At 39.8% G+C, this 21,822-nt stretch carries 18 protein-coding genes; 12 read left to right on the forward strand and 6 right to left on the reverse strand.

The features are described 5' to 3' along the window. Positions 1-74 precede the first annotated feature (74 nt). The 7 genes from DC498_RS12745 (at position 75) to DC498_RS12775 (ending at position 7,688) form a co-directional block, all read left to right on the forward strand. Complete coding sequence (locus DC498_RS12745) at positions 75-2,795, forward strand: DEAD/DEAH box helicase family protein (RefSeq protein WP_116874542.1); 2,721 nt, start codon at positions 75-77, stop codon at positions 2,793-2,795. Positions 2,796-3,000: 205 nt separating this feature from the next. Continuing rightward, on the forward strand, positions 3,001-3,447 hold the full coding sequence (locus DC498_RS12750) for a hypothetical protein (RefSeq protein WP_116874543.1): 447 nt from the start codon (positions 3,001-3,003) through the stop codon (positions 3,445-3,447). Between the two features lie 114 nt (positions 3,448-3,561). After that, positions 3,562-4,452, forward strand: coding sequence for a glycerophosphodiester phosphodiesterase family protein (locus tag DC498_RS12755; RefSeq protein WP_116874544.1), 891 nt, complete (start codon positions 3,562-3,564; stop codon positions 4,450-4,452). Positions 4,453-4,586: 134 nt separating this feature from the next. Further along, on the forward strand, positions 4,587-5,666 hold the full coding sequence (locus DC498_RS12760) for a sensor histidine kinase (protein WP_116874609.1): 1,080 nt from the start codon (positions 4,587-4,589) through the stop codon (positions 5,664-5,666). A 2-nt stretch (positions 5,667-5,668) separates the two neighbouring features. Then, positions 5,669-6,415: a LytR/AlgR family response regulator transcription factor gene (locus tag DC498_RS12765; protein ID WP_116874545.1), complete on the forward strand. Its 747-nt coding sequence runs from the start codon at positions 5,669-5,671 to the stop codon at positions 6,413-6,415. Between the two features lie 192 nt (positions 6,416-6,607). Further along, positions 6,608-7,075, forward strand: a complete 468-nt coding sequence (locus DC498_RS12770) for a cupin domain-containing protein (RefSeq protein WP_116874546.1) — start codon at positions 6,608-6,610, stop codon at positions 7,073-7,075. 10 nt (positions 7,076-7,085) lie between these two features. After that, entirely contained in the window at positions 7,086-7,688 is a 603-nt protein-coding gene (locus DC498_RS12775) for a YceI family protein (protein WP_116874547.1), read from the forward strand. A 209-nt stretch (positions 7,689-7,897) separates the two neighbouring features. Here DC498_RS12775 and DC498_RS12780 read toward each other — a convergent pair whose 3' ends face one another. The 4 genes from DC498_RS12780 to DC498_RS12795 form a co-directional block, all read right to left on the reverse strand. Then, positions 7,898-8,437, reverse strand: a complete 540-nt coding sequence (locus DC498_RS12780) for a cupin domain-containing protein (protein ID WP_116874548.1) — start codon at positions 8,435-8,437, stop codon at positions 7,898-7,900. A gap of 186 nt (positions 8,438-8,623) precedes the next feature. Next, on the reverse strand, positions 8,624-9,097 hold the full coding sequence (locus DC498_RS12785; protein ID WP_116874549.1) for a GNAT family N-acetyltransferase: 474 nt from the start codon (positions 9,095-9,097) through the stop codon (positions 8,624-8,626). A 92-nt stretch (positions 9,098-9,189) separates the two neighbouring features. Beyond that, entirely contained in the window at positions 9,190-10,839 is a 1,650-nt protein-coding gene (locus DC498_RS12790) for a hypothetical protein (protein ID WP_116874550.1), read from the reverse strand. A 191-nt stretch (positions 10,840-11,030) separates the two neighbouring features. Continuing rightward, positions 11,031-12,101: a serine hydrolase domain-containing protein gene (locus DC498_RS12795; RefSeq protein ID WP_116874551.1), complete on the reverse strand. Its 1,071-nt coding sequence runs from the start codon at positions 12,099-12,101 to the stop codon at positions 11,031-11,033. Positions 12,102-12,379: 278 nt separating this feature from the next. Here DC498_RS12795 and DC498_RS12800 point away from each other — a divergent pair, with 278 nt between their 5' ends. Further along, positions 12,380-12,778, forward strand: coding sequence for a hypothetical protein (locus tag DC498_RS12800; RefSeq protein ID WP_116874552.1), 399 nt, complete (start codon positions 12,380-12,382; stop codon positions 12,776-12,778). Between the two features lie 13 nt (positions 12,779-12,791). Here DC498_RS12800 and DC498_RS12805 read toward each other — a convergent pair whose 3' ends face one another. Together DC498_RS12805 and DC498_RS12810 are read right to left on the reverse strand one after the other, a co-directional pair. Next, positions 12,792-13,559, reverse strand: coding sequence for a LytR/AlgR family response regulator transcription factor (locus tag DC498_RS12805; protein ID WP_116874553.1), 768 nt, complete (start codon positions 13,557-13,559; stop codon positions 12,792-12,794). A gap of 10 nt (positions 13,560-13,569) precedes the next feature. Further along, positions 13,570-16,650 (reverse strand): ligand-binding sensor domain-containing protein, encoded by a 3,081-nt coding sequence (locus DC498_RS12810; RefSeq protein ID WP_116874554.1) that lies wholly within the window; start codon positions 16,648-16,650, stop codon positions 13,570-13,572. A gap of 245 nt (positions 16,651-16,895) precedes the next feature. Here DC498_RS12810 and DC498_RS12820 point away from each other — a divergent pair, with 245 nt between their 5' ends. The 4 genes from DC498_RS12820 to DC498_RS12835 all read left to right on the forward strand — a co-directional run bounded on the left by DC498_RS12820 (position 16,896) and on the right by DC498_RS12835 (position 21,780). Next, a complete protein-coding gene (locus tag DC498_RS12820; protein WP_133176842.1) occupies positions 16,896-17,285 on the forward strand; it encodes a hypothetical protein in 390 nt (129 codons plus the stop codon). 89 nt (positions 17,286-17,374) lie between these two features. Beyond that, positions 17,375-19,705, forward strand: coding sequence for a VWD domain-containing protein (locus tag DC498_RS12825; RefSeq protein WP_116874557.1), 2,331 nt, complete (start codon positions 17,375-17,377; stop codon positions 19,703-19,705). Positions 19,706-19,914: 209 nt separating this feature from the next. Further along, on the forward strand, positions 19,915-20,517 hold the full coding sequence (locus DC498_RS12830) for a hypothetical protein (protein WP_255415845.1): 603 nt from the start codon (positions 19,915-19,917) through the stop codon (positions 20,515-20,517). 630 nt (positions 20,518-21,147) lie between these two features. Then, positions 21,148-21,780, forward strand: coding sequence for a Crp/Fnr family transcriptional regulator (locus DC498_RS12835; protein ID WP_116874559.1), 633 nt, complete (start codon positions 21,148-21,150; stop codon positions 21,778-21,780). Positions 21,781-21,822: the final 42 nt, after the last annotated feature.

Here is a 21,822-nt window from a genome sequence, read left to right on the forward strand (position 1 = left end):
GGCTAAGAAATGCTAATTTCCAGTCTGCATAAAGCCCTGTTTGTTGGGCCTAAGTTTAAAAAAGCACCATTACATTGGCAGGATATCCTAAAGACATAAAATTCAAATATAACTGGCGAAAATACCAACAGCGGGTGCTTGACGACTTGCAAGAACACCTTATGGATGGACATTTACACGTTATTGCACCACCGGGTTCGGGCAAAACGATTTTGGGACTTGAAGTGGCTATCCGGCTAAAAAAACCAACCTTAATACTTGCTCCAACTATTGCAATTCGTAACCAGTGGATACAAAGATTTTGTGAACTGTTTTTGCAAGCGACGCAAATACCCGATTGGATTTCGAGGGATATTCGCAACCCCAAATTTATGACTGTTGTAACCTATCAAGGACTTCACGCAGCTTGTAATAATTTTAGAATTGAAGAAGATGATAAGGAAGAAGAAGAATGGGAAGAAAATGGAAACAGCAAAACAACAAATGCTAACCTTGACAATATTGTAAGCGGATTAAAATCGCAAAACATAAAAACCATTGTTGTGGACGAAGCACACCACCTGAAAAACGAATGGTGGCTAACCCTAACAAAAGTTAAAGAAAAATTAGACCCGGTTGTTGTGGGGCTGACAGCAACGCCACCTTATGATGTAACAGCAACAGAATGGCAACGGTATATTGACCTGAACGGAATTGTTGATACGGAAATTTCAGTTCCCGAATTGGTTATTGAAGGAGATTTATGTCCGCATCAGGATTACGTTTATTTTACTTCGCCAACTGAAAAAGAAAATCAAAGCATTGTCGATTTCAGGAAAAAAATTGAAAAACTTTTTCAGGAAATAAGGAAAGATGAAACAATTATTAAAGCCATTGAACAACATCCTATCTGGCAAAGGCCAAATGAACATGTAGACTGGATTTACAATAATCTTTCCTGTTATTCGGCTTGTTTAATTTTTCTTCACGATAAAGGAAAAGAAATTTCAGAGTTCCATCTTGAGATTATCGGAGATGTAAAATTTGAGATCCCCAAATTGGATTACGGGTGGATGGAAACACTTTTGGACTTTTATCTTTACAAAGAAAAGGAGTATTTTAAAGCATTTGAAGAACATCAAATTTTACTCGAAAACAAATTAAGAAGATATGGGGCGATTGAAAGGCGGCAGATCAAGTTTGCTCATAATAAACGTGTAACAGGTTTTCTAACTTCAAGTATCAGTAAGCTAAATGGAATTAAAAGAATAGTTGATTTTGAATATGCACAATTAGGCAAAGATTTGCGGTTGGTAATTCTTTCTGATTTTATAAGAAAGGAGTTTTTTCTCAATACAAAGGAAAATAATGTCGAACTTAATAAAATTGGGATTATTCCCATTTTTGAGAAATTAAGACGAGAAAATACCGACAACAAGAAAATTGGTGTGTTGACAGGTTCGATGATTATCATTCCGAAAACGGCATATGAAGCATTTGAAGCAAAAGCAAGCAAGTTTGGAATGGCACAAATCAATGCGAGCCCTGTTCCGTTTGACAACAATTATATTTTAATTCATCAAACTGAGCAACTTAAACACAATATTGTCCATATTGTTACACAAATTTTTCAGCAAGGAGAGATTGAGATTTTAATCGGGACTAAATCATTACTTGGTGAAGGTTGGGATGCTCCTGCAATCAACTCCTTGATATTAGCAAGCTTTGTGGGTTCGTTTGTTCTTTCCAATCAAATGCGTGGCAGAGCTATTAGAACACAAAACGGCAATCAAAATAAAACGGCAAACATTTGGCATTTGGTCTGTATTGACCCCACTTCTGCCGTAGGTGGAGATGATTTTGAGTTATTAAAAAGGCGTTTCAGAAGTTTTGTAGGTGTTTCTTTTAAAAAAGAACCTTCTATCGAAAACGGGATCGGTAGATTGAATTTGCCTGAAAATATCTACCACAAAGAAGGAGCAGAAAAGAAAAATGATGAAATGCTTTCATTGGCAGGCAATAGAGAAAGTCTGAAACAGCGTTGGGAAGAAGCATTAGCGACAGGTGTAAATCTTGTGGAAGAAATCAAAATACCATTCCCTGAAGAAAAAGCATACAAGACTATCAAATCAATGTATCTGACCAGGACCATTGCCAACTTAATTGCTACACTTGGGTTTAGCTTGCTTACTTATTTTGACGGATTACTACAAGGCTTGTGGCGTTCTATCCGAAATATTAAAACGCTTCAGGATTTTTATCTTATCCTGATTTTATTTGCAGGTATGGGAGTTCTTTTTTTTGGCAGGCAAACCTACAAAGCTTTGCGACTCTATCTTAAGTATCGGGATATTTCAAAAGACATCAGGCAAATTGGAGAAGCATTACTGAACTCACTAATTAAAGCAAATGTAATTCTCACGGACTATTCAAAATTAAAAGTTATGGCAACAGTTGACAGTTTTGGTGCTGTTTATTGCCACTTAGAAGGCGGAACAACTTTTGATAAATCAACTTTTATTAATGCTTTGCAGGAGATTATTGTCCCTATTGATAACCCGCGGTATGTAATTATCAGAAAAAGCAGGTTCATGCTTTTTATTAAACAAAAAGATTATCATTCCGTTCCCGAGATACTTGGGCGAAACAAAAACCTGGCGGAATATTTCAAGTACCAATGGGAACGATTAGTTGGGGCTTGTGACTTGATTTTTACGAGGACAATTGACGGGCGAAAATTACTTTTGAAATCGAGAGTAAAATCATTAACGGCACAATTCGACGACAAAATAGAACACATAAACAAATGGAGATAAGAAGGACTGGCATTCAACAAGCAGTTCTATGCAAGTTGGGCTTGACTTTGTAGTCATCAGCTCTTTTCAATTGGCAGCGGTTGTGTACAAAAGGCATAATACCCAACCTGCATAATACCCGGCTTGTTATATATCTTTTCTTGCAACACACATTTTATTATTTATGGCGGATTTTGTTTCTTTACTATTTATACATTGAAATTATATGAGAAATATTTTTTACCTGATATTTATATTTATACCTGCAGTGTCATTTTCTCAAACGCCTGACAATGACTCAACAGAACAAATTATAAGGGTTATATGCGATGATAAAATTTTTGAAAAATGCGAAATACCTGTCGGGTTTAAAAACGGTCAATTGGCCGTAAAAGACAGCATAACAAATTATTTGAAAGAAAATAATACACAGTTTCAAAACGGAAAAGCAACTTTTCAATTTGTTGTAGCAAAAAATGCTAAAGTTTGCGATGTTAAAAAGGTATCCGGAAATATTGCGAGCGAAGGAAATATAATCAAAGCGCTACAGCAAATAGCTGATTTATGGACAGTCGGAAAACAGAATTCCCGCTTTATATGCAGTTATGCAAGACTTGAAATTGAGATTATTGATTACAGCGTCAAAGTTAACCTGACCAATCTCCATAAATAGTATTACTTCAGTTTTAATACTTTGAAATTCAGGTTCCGCCTGGGCAGGTGAATGACTGAACTTTTTAAAGCTTGGTATCGACTCCTGCTTAGCATTTTGTAAGTAAATTGCGCTATGAAAACTTTTTTTTCAACGGGCACTATTATCATATTTTCTTTCCTGTCTTTACAGGTTTTTTCGCAGAAAAAGTATTTTATCAAGCTGAATAATCAAAAAGCTTTGCTGGATTATTTTCATTATTACGGTAAAGCTCATGCGCCTGTTATCAGCGGGCACAGGGGAGGAGTGATGAGTGATTTTCCTGAGAACTCGATAGAAACATTTGTGAATACACTAAAATATACTTCCGCATTTTATGAGATAGACCCACGGCTTACCAAAGACAGTGTGGTTGTACTGATGCATGACGCAACACTTGACCGTACAACAACAGGCAAAGGAAAGGTTAGTGACTATACCTATAAACAATTACAACAATTTTTCTTAAAAGATGTTGATGGGAAAGTAACTTCTTATAAAATTCCCACACTGCTTGAAGCTTTACAGTGGAGTAAGGGGAAAACGGTGCTTAATCTCGATCATAAAGGTGTCCCTTTTGAAATGATAGCGGCTATAATAAAGCAGAGTAAAAATCCGATAGTCATGCTTACAATTCACAGTCCGGAGCAGGCGCGGTTTTATCTGGATAATGATCCCAACAGTATGTTTTCCGTGCATATACTTACAAAGGAGGCTTACGATAAATATGAGGCAGCTGATATTCCCTGGAAGAATATGATAGCATATATAGGTCCAAAGCTCACAGGTGAAAACAGGGTGTTGATGAAATTGTTGCATGAAAAAGGAGTGATGTGCATGGTGTCTGCGGCGCCTACATTTGACAAGCTTCCTGGTACCGCTGAGCGGGCAAAAAGCTATCGCGAAATTTTTTCCGAGGGTGTTGATATTCTTGAATCAGATTTGCCCATAGAAGTTGCAAAAGCAGTGAATACTGATAAAAGATGATTTTGTTCAATACCTGTTTGCAAGGATACCTTGCTCCGTTCATCGATAAATCCGGTTTTCTGTCTACGAAATAAACCTGTGCCGTAATAAATGATATGGCAACAGCGCTCAGCCATTAAGTTTGCAAAATGAACATGGGCAGGCTTTATAAAAACAATAGCAGAGTGCTGGTACATTTGCTATTCTGGTTGTTCGCCTTTGTATTACTTACCTATATTTATTCCACAGCATATGAAAGTTATCAGCTTGGCGTTGTAGTGATCCTGATATTATTGCCGGTGCACATTTGCTATTATTATCTTATTACATACCGTGTGCTGCCTCCTTTCTTCAATGGTAATTATGGTAAGGCTATTTTTACGGCAATAGGTATTATGATCGCTATGGCGGTACTGTACAGGCTGGTTGAAGTTTTTATTGCCAATCCATATATCTACAATTACTACAGGCAAAGAGATAGTGGTTTTACCTGGAATAAAATATCCAAAAGCTGGTGGTTTCAGTTGCAGGACAAAGGAGATTTTGTGAACGCCATAGAGAGAAGTAATGTGGTAGTATGGATAGGCATTACACTAAAATTATTTGCGTTGTGGCATGAAAGAAAAAACGCAGTATTGCAGGCTGAATTAAATGCGCTCAAAGGTCAGCTGCACCCTCATTTTTTGTTTAATTCGCTCAACAATCTTTACGCGTTATCCTTAAATAACGCACCCCAGGCGCCCGGCATTATCCTCGGGCTTTCCAATATACTCCGGTATGTAATTTATGAATGCGCGGCTGATCGTGTATCACTTGAAAGAGATGTGGAAATATTAAAAGATTATATAGCGCTTGAAAAATTGCGCTACGAAGAACGCCTTGATCTTAATTTGAATATTGATGATAATATTAAGTTATGGAATATTGCACCACTGCTTATGCTGCCACTGGTGGAAAATGCTTTTAAGCATGGCGCCGGTGAAACGATAGATAATCCCTGGATAAATATTGAGCTCCGTATGCGTAACGGGGAAATGTTATTTAAGGTAAGCAACAGCAAACCGGAACAGGTTGTTTATAGTAACGGAAAACAAAACGGGAGTGTTGGGTTGTCTAATGTTCAGCACAGACTGAAGCTTTTATATCCTGATGCGCATTCGCTGAAATGGTTTGATGAACAGGACTGCTTTATACTTGAAATGAAAGTACAGTTATCTGCCAATAATAGTATATAATTATGCCCATTCGAACTTTGATAGTTGATGATGAACCTCATGCCATAGACATTATTTGCAGGTATGCTGCCAATGTACCGGATATTGAAATTGTGACAACAAGCAGTAATGCTGTGCACGCATTCCAGGTACTTCAGCATAATAAAATTGATTTGCTGTTTGCAGATATAAAGATGCCCGGGCTTTCAGGCACTGACCTGATCAGGAGCCTGAAAAAACCGCCGATGGTGGTTTTTACTACTGCCTACCAGGAGTACGCAGTTGAGGGATTTGACCTGAATGCTATTGATTACCTCGTAAAGCCCATACCCTTAAACCGTTTTCTTCGCGCAGTTGACAAGGTGATGCATTATATCAACGGGAATAATAATGATGGTATGGAAAAGGCTGAGCCTGTAGCCGTAACCCCGGGTAAACATTTTTTATACCTGCGCATTGAGCGGCAAACCGTAAAAATTGATACGGAAGATATACGCTGGATTGAGAGTATCAGGGATTATATCAAGGTAATAACAAAGGATAAAGTATATGTTACCAAGCAGAAAATAAGCGTAGCTGAAAAATTACTTCCTACAGGGCATTTTATGCGCATACATCGCTCTTTTATTATCCCGCTTAATAAAGTAGAAAGTTATCATCCCGGTTATTTTACGGTAGCCGGTACTAAAATTCCTATCGGTCGAAATTATAAATTGGCCTGTATGGAAAAGTTTCATGATGATATGCAAGACCAGCCTGGCCTACTTTAATTTTTTTTGACTGCGAGGTTAACTATTAAGACTTTCTTATTAATCTTCTTCATAAGCGTTGCTTCTTCAAAACACGATAGTCGTCAGCATCATGCGCCTGCCGATTAAAAAATGCGTGTGTCGATCTGTTTTGTACACCTGTTGAATTTACCTGAATCTTGCGCTCCTTTTTAAACAATTAATTATTTCAACATGGAACTATCTAAGGCTGATGATTACAGGTATTATAACGGAGGATATTTCAGAACGCTGCTCTCCCCTGAACAAACCAATAATGCTATGGCATTAATAGAATTTACATTACCAAAAGGAGCTGAACCGCCATTGCATATTCACCAGGATGAGGATGAAAGTTTTTATATCCTGGAAGGTGAGCTAAAGGTTAGAATAGGAGATGCGGTAACTACATTAAAACCCGGTGAGGCAATTTTTGCCCCGAGAAACATACCGCATGCCTTTACGATTCTTTCAGGTAAAGTAAAAATGTTAAACCTTATTACGCCAGGCACACTCTGGAATTTCTTTAACGAATTCAGTGCGCCTGTTACAGGTCAGCCGCATATTCCGGAAGAACAGGTTATGCCTGATAAAGAAGCTGTATCGCTAATGCTGCAAACCATCAAATCAATATATCATATCAATTTTTTCGAAACAAAATAATATACAGAAAATGAAGATCATTAATTATTCTAAGCTCATCGTACTGGTATCGTTTATTGCATGCACCCAAAAAGACTCATCCGAACCTGTGCGGTATAAGGTTGATGAAAGCGCTTCAGTTATTGAATGGAAAGGAAGCGCTCCCACGCATTTTCATACCGGTGCATTTAAAGTGTCGGGCACATTGATTGCTGATAAAAAAGGAAAGATATCTGGTGGAGATTTTTCAATTCCTATTGCCAGTATCAGCAATTTTGACCTGCAGGGAGAGGAGCAGGTTGAATTGCTGAAGCATTTGAAAAGCTCGGATTTCTTTGATCTGGTGTTATACCCGGAAGCCGCTTTTCATATTACAAAAGTGGAAGATTATAAAGATGAGTCTGCCGCAAATATTATGATCACAGGTGAGTTTACGATGAAGGGGCAAACCCATCCTATCCGTTTTCCGGCAATTTTAAAAAATGAGCAACATGCCATTTCTGCTGAAGGCTCTTTTATATTAAACAGAACAAAATGGGGTATGAGCAAGTATAATGACCCGCAGGAAGGGTTGTATATACTGCCTGGTATAGACATTAAGGTGAAGATCAGTTGCAGCAAGCCCGGGGTGTAGAACCATGGGTTTCCATCAGGTATTCTCAATAAAATAAGCTGGCTCATACTCCTGAGGCAGCTTATTTTTTGGGATTACATTTAAAATTGTTGAAGAGGTTGAATAGCTTTACCTCAAAGTTGCACAAAGGGTTGCACAAAGCAACACAAAAGCGAAACAGCGATAATATAATTCAGCGCTTTATGTATACCGATGTCTCATGCTAAAAGTTATATACAATACCTGCTTAATAATTTCTTCTCCAATCCGTTCATCCTGGCTATGCTGTTGAGTAATCCAAAGAGTGGTGTAAATAATGCGCCGGCGCCGGCTGCATGCATGTCGCTCATTGTTGAAATAACTGCTAATGTTTGCAGGCTTTTGGGCACGCCCTTTTTATTGGTTGCCCCGTCTTCTGCCAGTCCGTACAATATCCGCAATGCGTTTTCAAACCCGGTTGATCCGGGTAAAATAACTGTAGTAAAAATAACAGGTGCGTTTGACTCGTTGGAAAAGCGATGGGTGACTTCTTTTTCAACGGTAAATTTTTGACCGGATGAAAGCGTAAACCTGCTTTTTTTTGTAGTAAGTGTAAGCGTACCTTCCATCACAGCAAAAGTTTCTGAAAAGTTTTTGTGATAATGCATCGGCGTTCCTCCGCCTGGCATAAGCTTTACAAGGAGTGAGGTAATGCGCCCACCAGTTTCCTCCGCAGTTTGCGTAAAAGTTACCTGGTCTTTAATAACCGGGTTAATGATTGTTTTTTTCATGCCCTAAATTATTGTAGTAAAGGAGCTGTTGAAAAAATGATCGACGTAAGTGAAATGATATATACAGACAGCCGAAACTGTAGACAGGTGGATGCTATTAATTAATAGTAAGTGTAAAAAAAATAGTTTGCAGATTTTTAGTATGCATTATTACATCCCGCTTATACCTGTTGCTGTAATACTTTGTTAATCGGCAAGCGCATATTCCATTACGGTAATATTCCTCTTGTTTATTGTTAGCCTGTCAGTCACTGTCCACCCCAGGCGTTGATAAAGCGGCTCTGCTGTATCTGTAAACAAATTCATTTTTTCTATACCGGAAATTTTTGCATGATGGAGTATATGGTTACAAATGACAGCGCCATATCCCATACGTCTTTTTTCAGGTACAGTATAAACCAATGCCAGCCACTTTTTGTGGATAGCAAGTTCAGGTACTTTATCAAGTAATCCAACATGATTATAAACGCCGCCGGTGGCAATGGGTTTTCCGTCAAGCGTCATCAATACCTGGAACTGATCCTTGTCTGCGGTTATGGCTTTAAGTCTTTCTATTGTTGTGTTCACCGGGATATTCCATTCGGAAAAATACCAGTCTGCAATCAACATAAAGATATCCGGGTCGTAAGATTTTACAATTTTAAAATTGATATTGTTCATTTATTGTTTTATACTTTGTTGCTGAAAACATTACTGCGCGGGAGCAGCAGTGTTAATAGACATGATTGAGCAGATCTCCGTTGCTTCGTGTATTATAAACCGGTTATTTTGGTTGACCTGAACATGAATGTATTGTTGCTGAGCCGCAGCGGTTTGCCACTGGACGTGGTCACATTTTTTAAGATCACTTCCTTGGTTACAACATAAGGAAATTGTTCTTTGTAGGTGTTGTCGTTCATCTTTGGGTTGAAATCAGAGAAGATAGCAGGTCCATCATAATTGGTGGGATGATTGCTGTCGTCTATTTTTATATTTTCAATAGTGATGCGTTCCGGCATATAACAGGTGTATCCAAAATTATGCAAACCGGAGTACGATCCGGTAATAAGTGATGCGCTGACCGGTTTTCCGGCTTCGGGTATAAAAATGCAATTGCGTATAATAAACTCTCCCTGCCAGGTGCTGCCATAATCGTTGCGGAGATTAACAATACTTCTTCCATAAATAGTGCAGTTCTCAACAGTTAAAGTGCCGCTACCTATAGCGTTGATGCCCATATGCCCGAGTACCGAGTTGCGGATAGTAGCATTGGCAACGCCTTTGTGCGCATCGAACCTTGAGAAAGTGCAGCCATCATACAAAATATTCTTGCAGTAATTAGAGCCCATAATACCCCAATACCTGTTGTCCTTGATATCATTTGTCTGGCTGCAATTCAGGAAAGATATATTTAGCGCACGGGTTACTGAAATATCATAAGTGCCCATAGAAACAGGCTCCCCTGCGGAGCCAATGGTGCGGTATGTTTTATGCCCGGTTAGCATGGTGTTTTTAACCGTTACGTAAGCACAGTTGCTGATGTTGATGAAACCACCATAAGGCGCTCCATGATCTTCCTCCCCGGTAATGTGGTGCTCAAGTCCATCTATTACAACATTTGATCGCTGAATGGCAATGTTTCGGGCATAATAGGTATACTTTGATTGAGCTTTATTGGCAATGGTAGTAAAATGCCCGCCGGTGATATTCAGTGTCTTTTCATCAACAGGAAGCGCGGTAATATCCGTGATACTGTCAAAGTTCCAGATAATAGGTGCGTTCATATCCACGTTGCCGTTTTTATCGGTAATAAAAATATCTGTTTGCGGAGATCCATTATCCTGGTTCGGGCCAAAGCGGATATATTGCTTTACCCCGGCGTTGGTTACTGTGACCAGGCAGGGGTAGGGCAGGGAGATATCTATCTTGCTTTGATTGCTTTTAAGCGATAATATTCCTCCTGGCTTAAATGGCAGCAGTTTAGAGCTTACCTGAAAAACAGGCGCATTACGGTCCTGCACTTCGCTGTCATCAATAATAAAATTTGCTGTGTCAAAATCTGTGTCGGTTTGTACAATGGCTGTACGTTTCTTCCCACTGATGTAGTAAGTGGCTTTTTTATCTGCTTTTACCAAAAGCCCGTATTGATTGGCGAATGCATGAGCGGCGGCAATGGCATCCATGTCATCATTTTTGCCATCTCCCTTTGCGCCAAAGTCACTGTAGCGCACCAGGCCTGCAGCTTTAAATTTTTGAACATCTTTTGGCGATACATTCACCTGCAATGCTCCGTTTTCATTACTATGTATTCCGGTTTTTTTATGCAGAGATGTTATGATTGTTTTTCCTGCTATACTTTCAGTTTGAGATAGCGCTGCACGTACAAAACAGAGCGAAAAGAATAAGAAGATGTATTTAATCATTATTAAAGTTAACAATTCCGGAAAGATTGTTCAGAGTGCAATTCAGGTTTTCGCGCTGAAAGTGGGCGGTGGGACATCGCCTGTGGTGGAGGGGGCGCTCACGGCGTACGAAGCCGATGACTATTGTGTCTTTATCAATCAGTGAAGATATGAGATGCCCAAAGCTCACCGTTAAAGTACTAATCATTGATTTACTCAATAACGGCATTTATTTTTTCCCAAAGTTGATTATCGAATCCTGAAACAGCGAAATCAGGATTGTCAGGATTTGAAGCATCCCCCATACGTATAACAACCATTTTTTTACCGGGAATAACATAAATGCGCTGGTCATTAGCTCCCATGGCTGCATACATGTCGGCAGGTGCATTGGGCACTAAATATCCCGGAAAAACAGTTTGTGCTCCCGGTACCATAAATTTTTCCCTGCCGTTAAGCCACCAGAAATATCCATAAGATGGATTGATGTTTTGTGAAGTGTTGACACTCTCTGTAAAGTAGGCTTCATTGACTATCTGTTCATTGTTCCATTTGCCTTTATTGAGTGCAAGCAGCCCAAACCTTGCCATACTCCTTGTTGTACTATGGTAGATGGTAAATATGGTTCCATGGTTCCAGTAACCGTCCATACCTGTTTTATTCCTGATCTTTTCATTGAAATAGGTATCAAATTCCTGGTTGCCGGCTGCTGCCACAACATCAATTAATTTTTGAAAAACATTACCATAAGCCCATCGGGTACCTGCATCTGCTACATAAGTTAAATTAGATTTTATTACCCATTGTTTGCTGTCGTCTATGCCGGAAGTCATGGTTAGTAAATGCCGGAGTGTGATCAGGCTTTCCTTATCAGAAGGCATATTTGTCCATCCCGCGCCAAGATAGTCAGATGCTTTATCACTGATTGTAAGCAGGTTTTCCTGTTGTGCTATTCCTGCAGTTGCAGATACCAGGGTTTTTCCGGCACTGTTCCATTCCCAGTCAGCAGCAGATGAATGCCCATTGAAATATTCCTCCATAGCAATCCTGCCGTTCACAAGTATCATAAATGATTTTGTGTGTTTGTCAGTAAGAAATTTTTTTAAGGGTTCAATTGCGTCCTGGTTCCAGCCCAGTGCAGTAACAGGCGTTTTTTCCCACCCGGTGCCTGAGTTTGCAGGAAAATACATTGCTGTTTCCTGGTCATCAGGAGGAGTGACAGTATCTTTATTACAACCGGTTATCGATATAAGCAATAATACCGGCAGGATTATTTTTCTCATAACACATTCAATTAAAATCTTGGACTTTGTATTCTTCAAAAAGTTAAATACGGGCTAGTGATTTATTTTGAAACGATTTTTTGTTAAGTTTCAGTGTGCTGCAGCAATAAATATGCTTCATTACAGGCAGTAATGCCGGTAATCAAATTATCAGCAGTCGCAGTATCTATCCGGAAATATTGTCTCTCTGAAAAAATAATTATTTTAGCAACCTTGTTGCTCTGTGAGATCCCCGTCTTAATGGATGTTTATTTTAATTTTAAAGACTGGTTTATTGTATGCGTATAATCACGGCATTTTTTTTATTATTCCTTATAGGTTCATGGGCTGCCTGTTCGCACACAGGTAAAAAAGAAACAACCCTGCACGGCACATGGCAATCGCTATGGCAAAAGGATATGACGCTGCAATTGGAGCTTGACGATGGTAAACAATTTAAGGTAACACTAAACCGGACCGGCCAAACGCATACCAATATCGGCTGGTACGATACAGAAGGTAACACCTTTTTTATTAAAGATTCTATAAACTATCCTTTACCGGTATGCAATATTGCAGATACCGGTAAATATAACTTCAGCATCATTAAGGATACGCTTCACTTTAAAGTGATTGAAGATAAATGTGAGCGACGCAGCGCAGCGCTGCAACTGGAAAGATTTGTGCGGATTAAATAAAGTGCTGTACGCATCAGCGGTTAAACCATTTTTTAAAGGCAGGCGCTTTATCCCTGCTGATATCAATTTCGGCTTGCAGCGGGGCCCTGAGTTTCAGCGTCAGCTTCTGGTTTTCATGCAGCTTTACGCTGGCAATGGCATTTATGTTTACAATATACTGCCGGTTGGCGCGGTAAAACCTGTTAGGATCCAGCAATTCCTCAATTTCTTCCAGCGAGGTGAATTCAAGAATATACTGATCACCTGAAAACGTATGAAGATAATGCAATGCCTCTTTTGAAAAGCAGGCAATATCTGTGGTGTTCACCGGTATCCATTGTTGCCGTACATGCACAATAAATTTTTCTTTGTACAAAGATTTTACATTGCCGGAAGCAAAGGACTTCATCAGGCGAAGCAGGTCAGCTGCAGCAGGCGCAGGCTTATCCTGCATCTGCCTGCTTTTATCTATTGCTCTTTTAAGCTCAGCTACATCAATAGGCTTCAGTAAATAATCAATGCCATTTACCTTAAAGGCATTGATGGCATATTCATTGTAGGCGGTGGTAAAAATAACCGGGCATTTTAATGTAAAATCATCAAACAGGCTGAAGCTGATGCCGTCTCCTAACTGAATATCCATAAAAAGCAGGTCGGGTTCAGCGTTTTCCATAAACCATCTCCTGGCTGTTTTCAAACTTGGCAACACGGTTTCCACTTTTATATCAGGAGCGATGGAAGAAATTTTACGTTCCAGTTCTTTTGCCACCAGCAATTCATCTTCAATAATAACGGCATTCATATGTATTGTTTTATAATAACGGGATACTGACCCAAAAGTGCTCAGCTGTTTCTTTCACCACAATCTCTTTTTCGGAAAGATAATTATAGAGTGATGAAAGATTGGCAAGCCCCTGCCCGTTGCTTGTTTCAACAAAAGTTTTTTTATTAAGATTATTTTTAACTACCAGTTGATTGGTTTCATTTACGTAAATATCTATTACCAGGGGTTCTTCGCCGGTAACAATATTATGCTTGATAGCGTTTTCCAGTAGGTTCTGTAATGTTACAGGTGCTATCTTATTGTAATGAAATGCTTCTTCTACTTTAATATTAACCTGCAGCGCATCACCAAACCTGGTTTTCTGTAGTTTGATATAGGTTTCTGAAAAACGGATTTCATTTAAAAGAGATACCAGTTCTTTATTCCGGTTATTAAGTATATACCGGTATATCCTGCTTAGTCCATCCAAAAATTCCTCTGCAAGCTCCTGGTCAGACCGTATGAGGCTGCCAAGCGATGTAAGTGAATTAAACAGGAAATGAGGATTAAGCTGCTGCTTGAGGCTTTCGTACATGATCATTGCCTTTTCTTTTTCAAGCTTGCCTGCCCGGCTATTTAACTCATATACCCTCCGCTGATTGCGAAGCCTTAGCTTGTAAATAAAATACATTACAGCAAATGCAGCAACAGCTACCATTAACCAGAACCACCACATGGTATAAAAATACCCGGATATATAAATCGGTACCGCTATCGCTTCGCTGTCGAGCTTGTGCGTGTTGCCTACTGCGCGAACTTTAAAAATATAATTGCCCGCTTTAAGATTACTGTAGCCTGCATAACGGTTATAGGTTGTTGTCCATCCGGTATCAATTCCTTCAAGCATATAGGCATATTGCTGCTTTGATGTACGGTTGAAATCTATGCTGGCAAACTCGAATGCAAACATTTTTTCAGACGGATCCAGCACCACTTTTCCATTCCTGGCAAGTTCATTGCCATAGTAACGCTGACGGCCATTTACATTAAAAGAAGTGACCAGTATCGGCGCTGTTTCCCTGAGTTGAGAAAGGTAGGCAGGGCTGAAGGTATAATACCCCTTAATAGTGCCTACTGCCATCTGACCATCATACAGTGTTTGTATTTTGGAGCTTATTTCAGGATTTTCCAAACCATCACTATACCCGTAATTAGCAATTACACCTGTACACGGATTAAGCCTGCAAAGCGATAGTTGCGTAACGCACCATATATTCCCGTCTTCTGCTTTTGCAACCCCTTTTACAAAATCTGAGCTAATACCGTTTTCAGATGTGAATACCTGTTTAAATACCGCGTTACCCTCACGTACCTGGTATTGTAATAAACCTGCATCAGTGCCTACCCATAGTGAGAGGCTATCATCTGTAACAATATCAAATACAGTATTTGCATTTATATCTTCTTTGGGGAAATAGGTGGCGTATGTTTGTACGATCCCGGATGTAATGTTTAACTTTCCTAAAAAGCCATTTCCACCGCCTATCCATAATGTACCATCTTTACTACTGTGCAACGCACTGATATAACGGGTAGGGATATACTCCATTCCCTGCTTATCGGACGTATAATGATGCGTAAACCTGTTGTCTTTTTTATTATAAGCAAATAACCCGTTTCTGAGGCTGGCAATCCATAACACGCCTGATATGTCTTCCTGTATACGGATAAAATAATTTCCCTTTTTCTCCACAGAAGATGGTGAACTTATTTTTCTTAGCTTCATGGCAGTGGTATCAAGCTGGTATATATAATCCCTGGTCAACACCCATATTATTCCTTCACTGTCCTGTATAATGTCAGTTACAAGCAAAAAATTTTCTTCTCCCGGTAATGTTTCAAAAGCAAGTGTATACTGTTTACCGTTATGCTTGTTTTTGATGTGTAATCCGTCGCTGTAAGAAGTACCCAGCATAAGAAAGTGATCATTTTCAAAAGCAACATTTACCCGGTGATAACCTCCATTCATGCTTACATTGGTGTTTAGAGCATGAAAGGAGAATTTTTTTGAAGTCCGCCATATTTTGATCAATCCCCTGTCACTGGCGATCCAGATATTATCTGCCTTGTCCTGGTAAACGGATTTATAATCGCCTGTTTTTATTAGGTCGTCATTACCTGCAAAAGAAAAGCTGCCGGTATTTTTATTGAAATAACCCAGTCCCTTATCGTTAGATATAAAAAGGATGGAATCTCCTGGTAATAGCCGGATATCAATTATAATATTTGTTGTGGGAGAATAATAGTCGTATGGAAAATGCTTCCACTCATTTTTGACCATATCATAACAGGCCATTCCTCCAGCCCAGGCACCAAGCCAGAGTTTATCTCCCTGTCTTGCTATACATAAAAACAAGTCGCGGTTTTCTGCACTTTCTCTTAAAGGTGTTTCCCGCAGTTGTTTCATGCTGTTTGTTGCCGGCTGAAAATAATACAGTCCGGCAGCAGTTGCCAGCCACAAAGCTCCTGATGGATCTTCATAAGCGCCAAACACTGTGTTGTATGCTTTAACGGCATCTGCGGTAAAAGCTATGCCTTTTTCATCTGCCAGGTTGTACCGTGTATATTCACCGGTGTGCTTATCCAGCTTAAACATTCCCTGCCGGGCTACCCCTATCCATACTTCATTTTTCCGGTTAATAAAAAGCATGGTTACTTCGCCGGACTTTATGTGATCGCTTTTTGTATATGTTTTTAACGGATAGTGCCTGAACTTGCCGGTAGTAATATTATAGCAGCTCACACCTCCAGATAAATAACCTATCCAGATATCACCCACCTGGTCTTCTGCCAGTTTGGTAATAAAATTTGATCTTATAGTGCTGCTATCAGTGCTGCTTTTTCTGAAGGTATTGAATGTGTAACCGTCATAATAGTTCAACCCATCCGGTGTTCCTGCCCACAGTACGCCTCTGCTGTCCTGCAGAACGCAACGCACTATATTACTGCTCAGCCCATCCGCTTCAGTATAAGCGGATACCCTGAGCTCGTCAGACTGTGCTTTTGCTCCTGCCGTAATACACAGCAGAAAAATGAGGCGATTTAAGGTATGTAATGAAAACAACTTCATAATAAAGGAACACTGTAAAACTAAAAAAAAGCATCAGCCATCAAATTTTATTTTACTGAACCGTGGTTAAATGCCATTGAACCGTTTTGCCCCTGTTCTTTTAAAAAATGGTAAAAACGGTTAAGAGGAGCTATACCCCCTTTCCGGAGATTTTTACTACGGTTAAACCAATAATAATTGACACGCGGAAACCGCCGGAATAATTTTGCCTCATCAATTAAAACAAACAATTTAAAAAAATTACAATGAAAAGGTTTTCGACATTACCAGGATTAAGCCGTCGTATAATGGCAATTGTTTTACTCGCCGGCATAGTAACGGTAACGTATAGCTGTAAAAAAGACAAAGCGCCAACCGGTAGTTTTATGTTTTATACTTTTTTAGATAGTGATGCTTACGACGCGATAAAAATATATGTTGACGGCAAAGAATCTGGTACTATCACACTTTCGCATATTGAGCGGCCTGATTGTGGCACACCCACCAGCATTAACGTGGTAAATGTACAATTGCCCGCAGGTAAACACAGTTGGTCTGCCAAACAAATTAAAAACGGGCAGGAGATTGACGAATGGGATGAAAGAGATGATACCATTAAAGAAGGTGACTGCACATTTATAAAGCTTACTGATTAGTAGTGCATCTTATGCTTCAATGTTATTATGGTTTAACTAAATAACATTGAAGCTTTCTCTTTAAGTACATAAATAAAACAATCAGCATCATGTTTTTTAAGTATGGGTCTTTTCTGCACTGTATAGTTATTGCCTTTGCATTTTGCCTGCTGCTTCCCGGGTGTAAAAAGCCAGAAGAAAAATCAAAACCACCTTCGGTAAATACACAGCCTGGCATGTTTTTTATTACTGATATTGTGGGTGCAAATAAATATATTGGCTTTATAGTAAACGATCCTTTAGACAAAAAGCAATATGCTGCTTTCGGGTCTAAAAATGAAGAAGGGCAAATGGATTCCATAAAATTTATTATGGAAAACTATACGGAAAACGAAGGCTGGCTGTCACATGAGCTTGATGAAAATTTTATTCCAAAAGAAACAACTACTTCCACCGGGCATACTATTGAGTACCGGGATATAGATGCCGGTTCCGGAACAGGCACCATCCGCGTGAAAGAAACTGCTAATGGTAAGGTACTGTGGGAAAAATCAGGATTGCCCTTACCCGATAATTTTTATGATCTCGCAGACAAAATAGAAGAATACAGAAAAGATGGTAAATACAGGAAACATCCCACCAAGGCAGACCTGCTGTACCTGGGAAGTAATATGGCAGGCTGTTTTATAGGAGCCGCGGGTATCGGCATGGGAGGACCTGTAGCCGCACTATGGGGCGCTTATAATACCTACCAGAGTTGCAAAGGCGCTGTTGGGGCACTGAGCAATATGATGGATGGTAATCCGGCTTTCGGATGTATGTCGGCAGAAGATCATGCAAATGCACTATCCAGCTTTGGCGAAGCGTACAAGTTCGGGGGTAGCCTGGGTGGTATGGCAAAGGGTAGCTTGCCAACGCTTGTTGGTTATGCATTGCAATCTGCAGGACAGGGTGACTGCGACAATGGCGATGGGCCTCCGCCGCTTCCTGAATTGCCACCCCGCGATGCTGGTGTAAGCTGGGGTGATCCACACCTCATTACCCCGGATGGTTTTACTTACGACTTTCATGGCGTGGGAGAATTTATCGCGGTAAAATCCCTGACTGACAATTTTGAAGTACAGATAAGACTGGGTAATCCTTATGTAAGTAATCCACAAACAACATATAATATGGGCATTGCAGTGCATACCGGGCAGGATGTGGTTTCTTATGTTGCAGAAGGAAAGAAACTGCGCATCAATAACAGTGAACAATCGCTTCAGTTTACGTATATACCGCTTAACGGCAATGCTTTTATTAAAAAGGAAACCACTTCAGCTTTTGATCGTATTATTATACAACATACAAGCGGAGACCAGGTAATATTGATCGTTTCAGGGCTGCCGTATCTTGATTATCATTTACGTCTCACCGACCTCAGGAAACAAAAAATACAGGGATTGATGGGCAACTATGATGGTGATCCGAATAATGATCTTTTTTTACCTAACGGTGAAAAGGTTGAAAAGAAGCATGAATCCCTGTATCCCAAATTTGCAGACAGCTGGCGTATAGAACAATCAAAATCCCTGTTTTATTACGAGCCTGGAAAAAACACTGAAAGCTATACACGTAAAGATCTTCCACAAAAAACAGTGGCATTTGATATGGAAAAATACACCTGGGCAGAGCAGGTATGCAAATCTGCCGGCGTTCAGGAAGAACCATTTTTAAGTGGTTGCATTGTGGATGTATATACTTCCAACGATCCTGCGGTAGCACAAAGTGCCGTACATGCGCTGCAATCAGTAGATAATATTAATTTCCCGCCGTTAAATATGAGCGATATTACATTGCAGAGCGATGCTGCTTTTGTTGACAACAGTATCAGGCTTACCCGCAATCTTAGTTATCTCGCCGGACAGGCATATCATAAAAACCCGGTTTCGGAAAACTTTGAAACGTCTTTTACCTTCCGTTTCGGGCTATCTGCTAATGGCGGAGCAGACGGGCTTGCCCTGGTAATTGCAAAACAAATACCTGCTGCGATTGAAAACGCCTATCCGGGCAGAAGCGGAAAACTCGGCTACAATGGAGTGCCGGCCAGCCTTGCCATCGAGTTTGATTCAAATCTCGACTTTAATGATGAAGATGAAAGCACCAACCATATAGCCATTCATACCAATGGCAAAGACACCAACGGAACAGGCAAGCCATACAGGATAGCATTCAATAAAAATATTCCACTGCTGGAAGACGGGTTATTTCATACGGTTAAGGTGCAGTATAAAAATAAAAACATAAAAGTATGGCTGGATGCCGCATTGGTGATAGAAAAGCAAATTGACCTCAAAGCAGTTTTGGCACTTGAAGGCGGTTGCTACCTGGGGCTTACTGCATCAACCAGCAGCTCTTCGCAGGCACATTATATTCATAGCTGGGAAATCAAGGCATTATAGTATACGTACATTAGGATTGGATATGCCCGGCTGGTAATGCAGCCGGCTTTTTGTTTATAGTAAAAATAGAGAGCCATGAGAATTCATCATTTTTTTACAATATTTATATTAACGCTTTTATTTGCCGGTAATGAGTATTCGCAACACAGGAAGGTATTAATTGTATCTACTAATATTGATAGCCTGCAAGGCGAGCCAACGGAACATTCCTGATGGAAATTGCTTATCCTTTTGCTGTATTTGAACGGATGGGAGTTGATGCTGATATACTGATGCCCCAGGGAGGGAAAGCAGCCATATATCACCGGGGAAAGGTGGATAGCAGCCTTGCAGCTATAGAAAGTAGTGAATATTTTAGGCAGAAGATAACACATTCTCTTGCGCCCTGTCAGGTTATTCCCGGCGGTTATGCGGGTATTTTTTATCCCGGTGGCGGCGGGCAGTTTTATGATGTAGTTAATAACGATAGTATTGCGGGCATTGCTGCTACCATATATGCAAACGGGGGCATAATAGGAACGGCAGGGCATGGCGCGGTATCATTGCTAAACATCAGGCTTAACGATAGCAGTTACCTGGTGAAAGGAAAAAAGATCACCTGTTTCCCAAAATCTATTTCTGCAAAATGGCTGCCTGTTGATTGGGAGAAAGGTTTGAAAGAAAGAGGTGCAACAGTAATACTACCTGTCACCGCGAACGAAAAAGAATACGGGGTTCAACTGGTTGATGAAAGCAGAAAGATCATTTCAGGATCTTATGCGGAAAATGCCGCATGGGTAGCTGAGCAAATAGCTGTATATATTAAAATGTAGCTGCTGTCTTGGTGCAACCAGTTTGTTTGCATCATTGTAAGAGTGTCACGGAGCGCCCGCTCTGCGATAAATAGCTTATATGAAATAAAACATACCGCGCAGCGGTATAATGCTACATGATGGCAGAATCGTTGTCTTGTTGGTAAAAAATCTTTGTAAAGGCTGATACTCTTGCTGAAATGCGATATACACTCTCTGAACCAAGATTGTTAAATTTTTATTTTATCCCATCGGTGTGACTATTATCACTCAGGTAGATATGCGCACAGTTTATTTTGCCTGTTTCAGCATTAGCCATTTATAATGTAAAGCAATTCTGCGATCATTGATAGGCTGATAATGAAATCATTAAACACTACTGGTTTTTTGATATTAGAAGCATTTGAAAAAGAGCAGTTAACTTTACCATCAGGAGGGCCAAAAGATGGAACGATATTGTATGATGCCCCATTGTTGTGTAATGATTTTCAGTTTTTACATATATGAATTACGAACAGGAGAACGTTTTTCCTGAAGTAGGGAAATTTCATTATGGCCAAGCTCCTATGCAAAGATTAAGCGGGCAAAAACTGTAATAGTATTGAAGTAATATTTGTTTCTATACCGAATAATAAAACCTTATATCTGAACATGAATGATCAAAAACAATTTTATGAGCTCTTTCCAAATCTTGAAGAGGGATTATACGAGGAGTTAATGAAGTATGGAGACGTAAAAGAAATTCCTGCAGGAACGGCTTTACTTAAAGCAGGACAAACCATACGGTCAACAATGCTGGTACTGGATGGCATTGTAAAACTATACCAGGAAGATGATGAAGGCAATGAGTTTTTTATGTATAACCTGCAGCAGGGACAGGCCTGTGCGGTATCTATGATTTGCACCTACCAGCAGGAAAAAAGCCAGGTAACGGCTAAGGCAGTGACAGATGTGGTTTTGCTTACCATTCCCCTGGAATACATGGATAAATGGTTAAGTAAATATAAGAGCTGGCATTATTTTGTAATTAAAACCTACCGTTCCCGCTACGAAGAGCTGCTGAAAACCATCAATGAAATTGCTTTTAAGAATATGGATGAACGCCTGGAGTTTTATCTTAAAAAGCAGGTAAAGCAATTTGGAAAACATGTAAAGCTCACCCATCAGGAAATAGCAACGGATCTTAATTCATCGAGGGAGGTGATAAGCAGGCTGATGAAAAAAATGGAGAGAAATGGCTGGATCATCATCAACAGGAACTCTTTTGAGTGGATTAAAGATTAAACAGTGTTCATTTTTCTTCAATAAAAGATTCAACTAAATGTT

This window comes from Terrimonas sp. (genome assembly GCF_003075435.1).
Lineage (GTDB): Bacteria > Bacteroidota > Bacteroidia > Chitinophagales > Chitinophagaceae > Agriterribacter.

Bases quoted from the DNA above. Each gene is read 5' to 3' on its own strand.
- DC498_RS12765 (WP_116874545.1), top strand. From the start codon at position 5,669: ATGCCCATTCGAACTTTGATAGTTGATGATGAACCTCATGCCATAGAC.
- DC498_RS12785 (WP_116874549.1), bottom strand. From the start codon at position 9,097: ATGAACAATATCAATTTTAAAATTGTAAAATCTTACGACCCGGATATC.
- DC498_RS12795 (WP_116874551.1), bottom strand. From the start codon at position 12,101: ATGAGAAAAATAATCCTGCCGGTATTATTGCTTATATCGATAACCGGT.
- DC498_RS12825 (WP_116874557.1), top strand. From the start codon at position 17,375: ATGTTTTTTAAGTATGGGTCTTTTCTGCACTGTATAGTTATTGCCTTT.
- DC498_RS12780 (WP_116874548.1), bottom strand. From the start codon at position 8,437: ATGAAAAAAACAATCATTAACCCGGTTATTAAAGACCAGGTAACTTTT.
- DC498_RS12750 (WP_116874543.1), top strand. From the start codon at position 3,001: ATGAGAAATATTTTTTACCTGATATTTATATTTATACCTGCAGTGTCA.
- DC498_RS12800 (WP_116874552.1), top strand. From the start codon at position 12,380: ATGCGTATAATCACGGCATTTTTTTTATTATTCCTTATAGGTTCATGG.
- DC498_RS12775 (WP_116874547.1), top strand. From the start codon at position 7,086: ATGAAGATCATTAATTATTCTAAGCTCATCGTACTGGTATCGTTTATT.
- DC498_RS12835 (WP_116874559.1), top strand. From the start codon at position 21,148: ATGAATGATCAAAAACAATTTTATGAGCTCTTTCCAAATCTTGAAGAG.
- DC498_RS12755 (WP_116874544.1), top strand. From the start codon at position 3,562: ATGAAAACTTTTTTTTCAACGGGCACTATTATCATATTTTCTTTCCTG.
- DC498_RS12810 (WP_116874554.1), bottom strand. From the start codon at position 16,650: ATGAAGTTGTTTTCATTACATACCTTAAATCGCCTCATTTTTCTGCTG.
- DC498_RS12805 (WP_116874553.1), bottom strand. From the start codon at position 13,559: ATGAATGCCGTTATTATTGAAGATGAATTGCTGGTGGCAAAAGAACTG.
- DC498_RS12790 (WP_116874550.1), bottom strand. From the start codon at position 10,839: ATGATTAAATACATCTTCTTATTCTTTTCGCTCTGTTTTGTACGTGCA.
- DC498_RS12770 (WP_116874546.1), top strand. From the start codon at position 6,608: ATGGAACTATCTAAGGCTGATGATTACAGGTATTATAACGGAGGATAT.
- DC498_RS12760 (WP_116874609.1), top strand. From the start codon at position 4,587: ATGGGCAGGCTTTATAAAAACAATAGCAGAGTGCTGGTACATTTGCTA.
- DC498_RS12820 (WP_133176842.1), top strand. From the start codon at position 16,896: ATGAAAAGGTTTTCGACATTACCAGGATTAAGCCGTCGTATAATGGCA.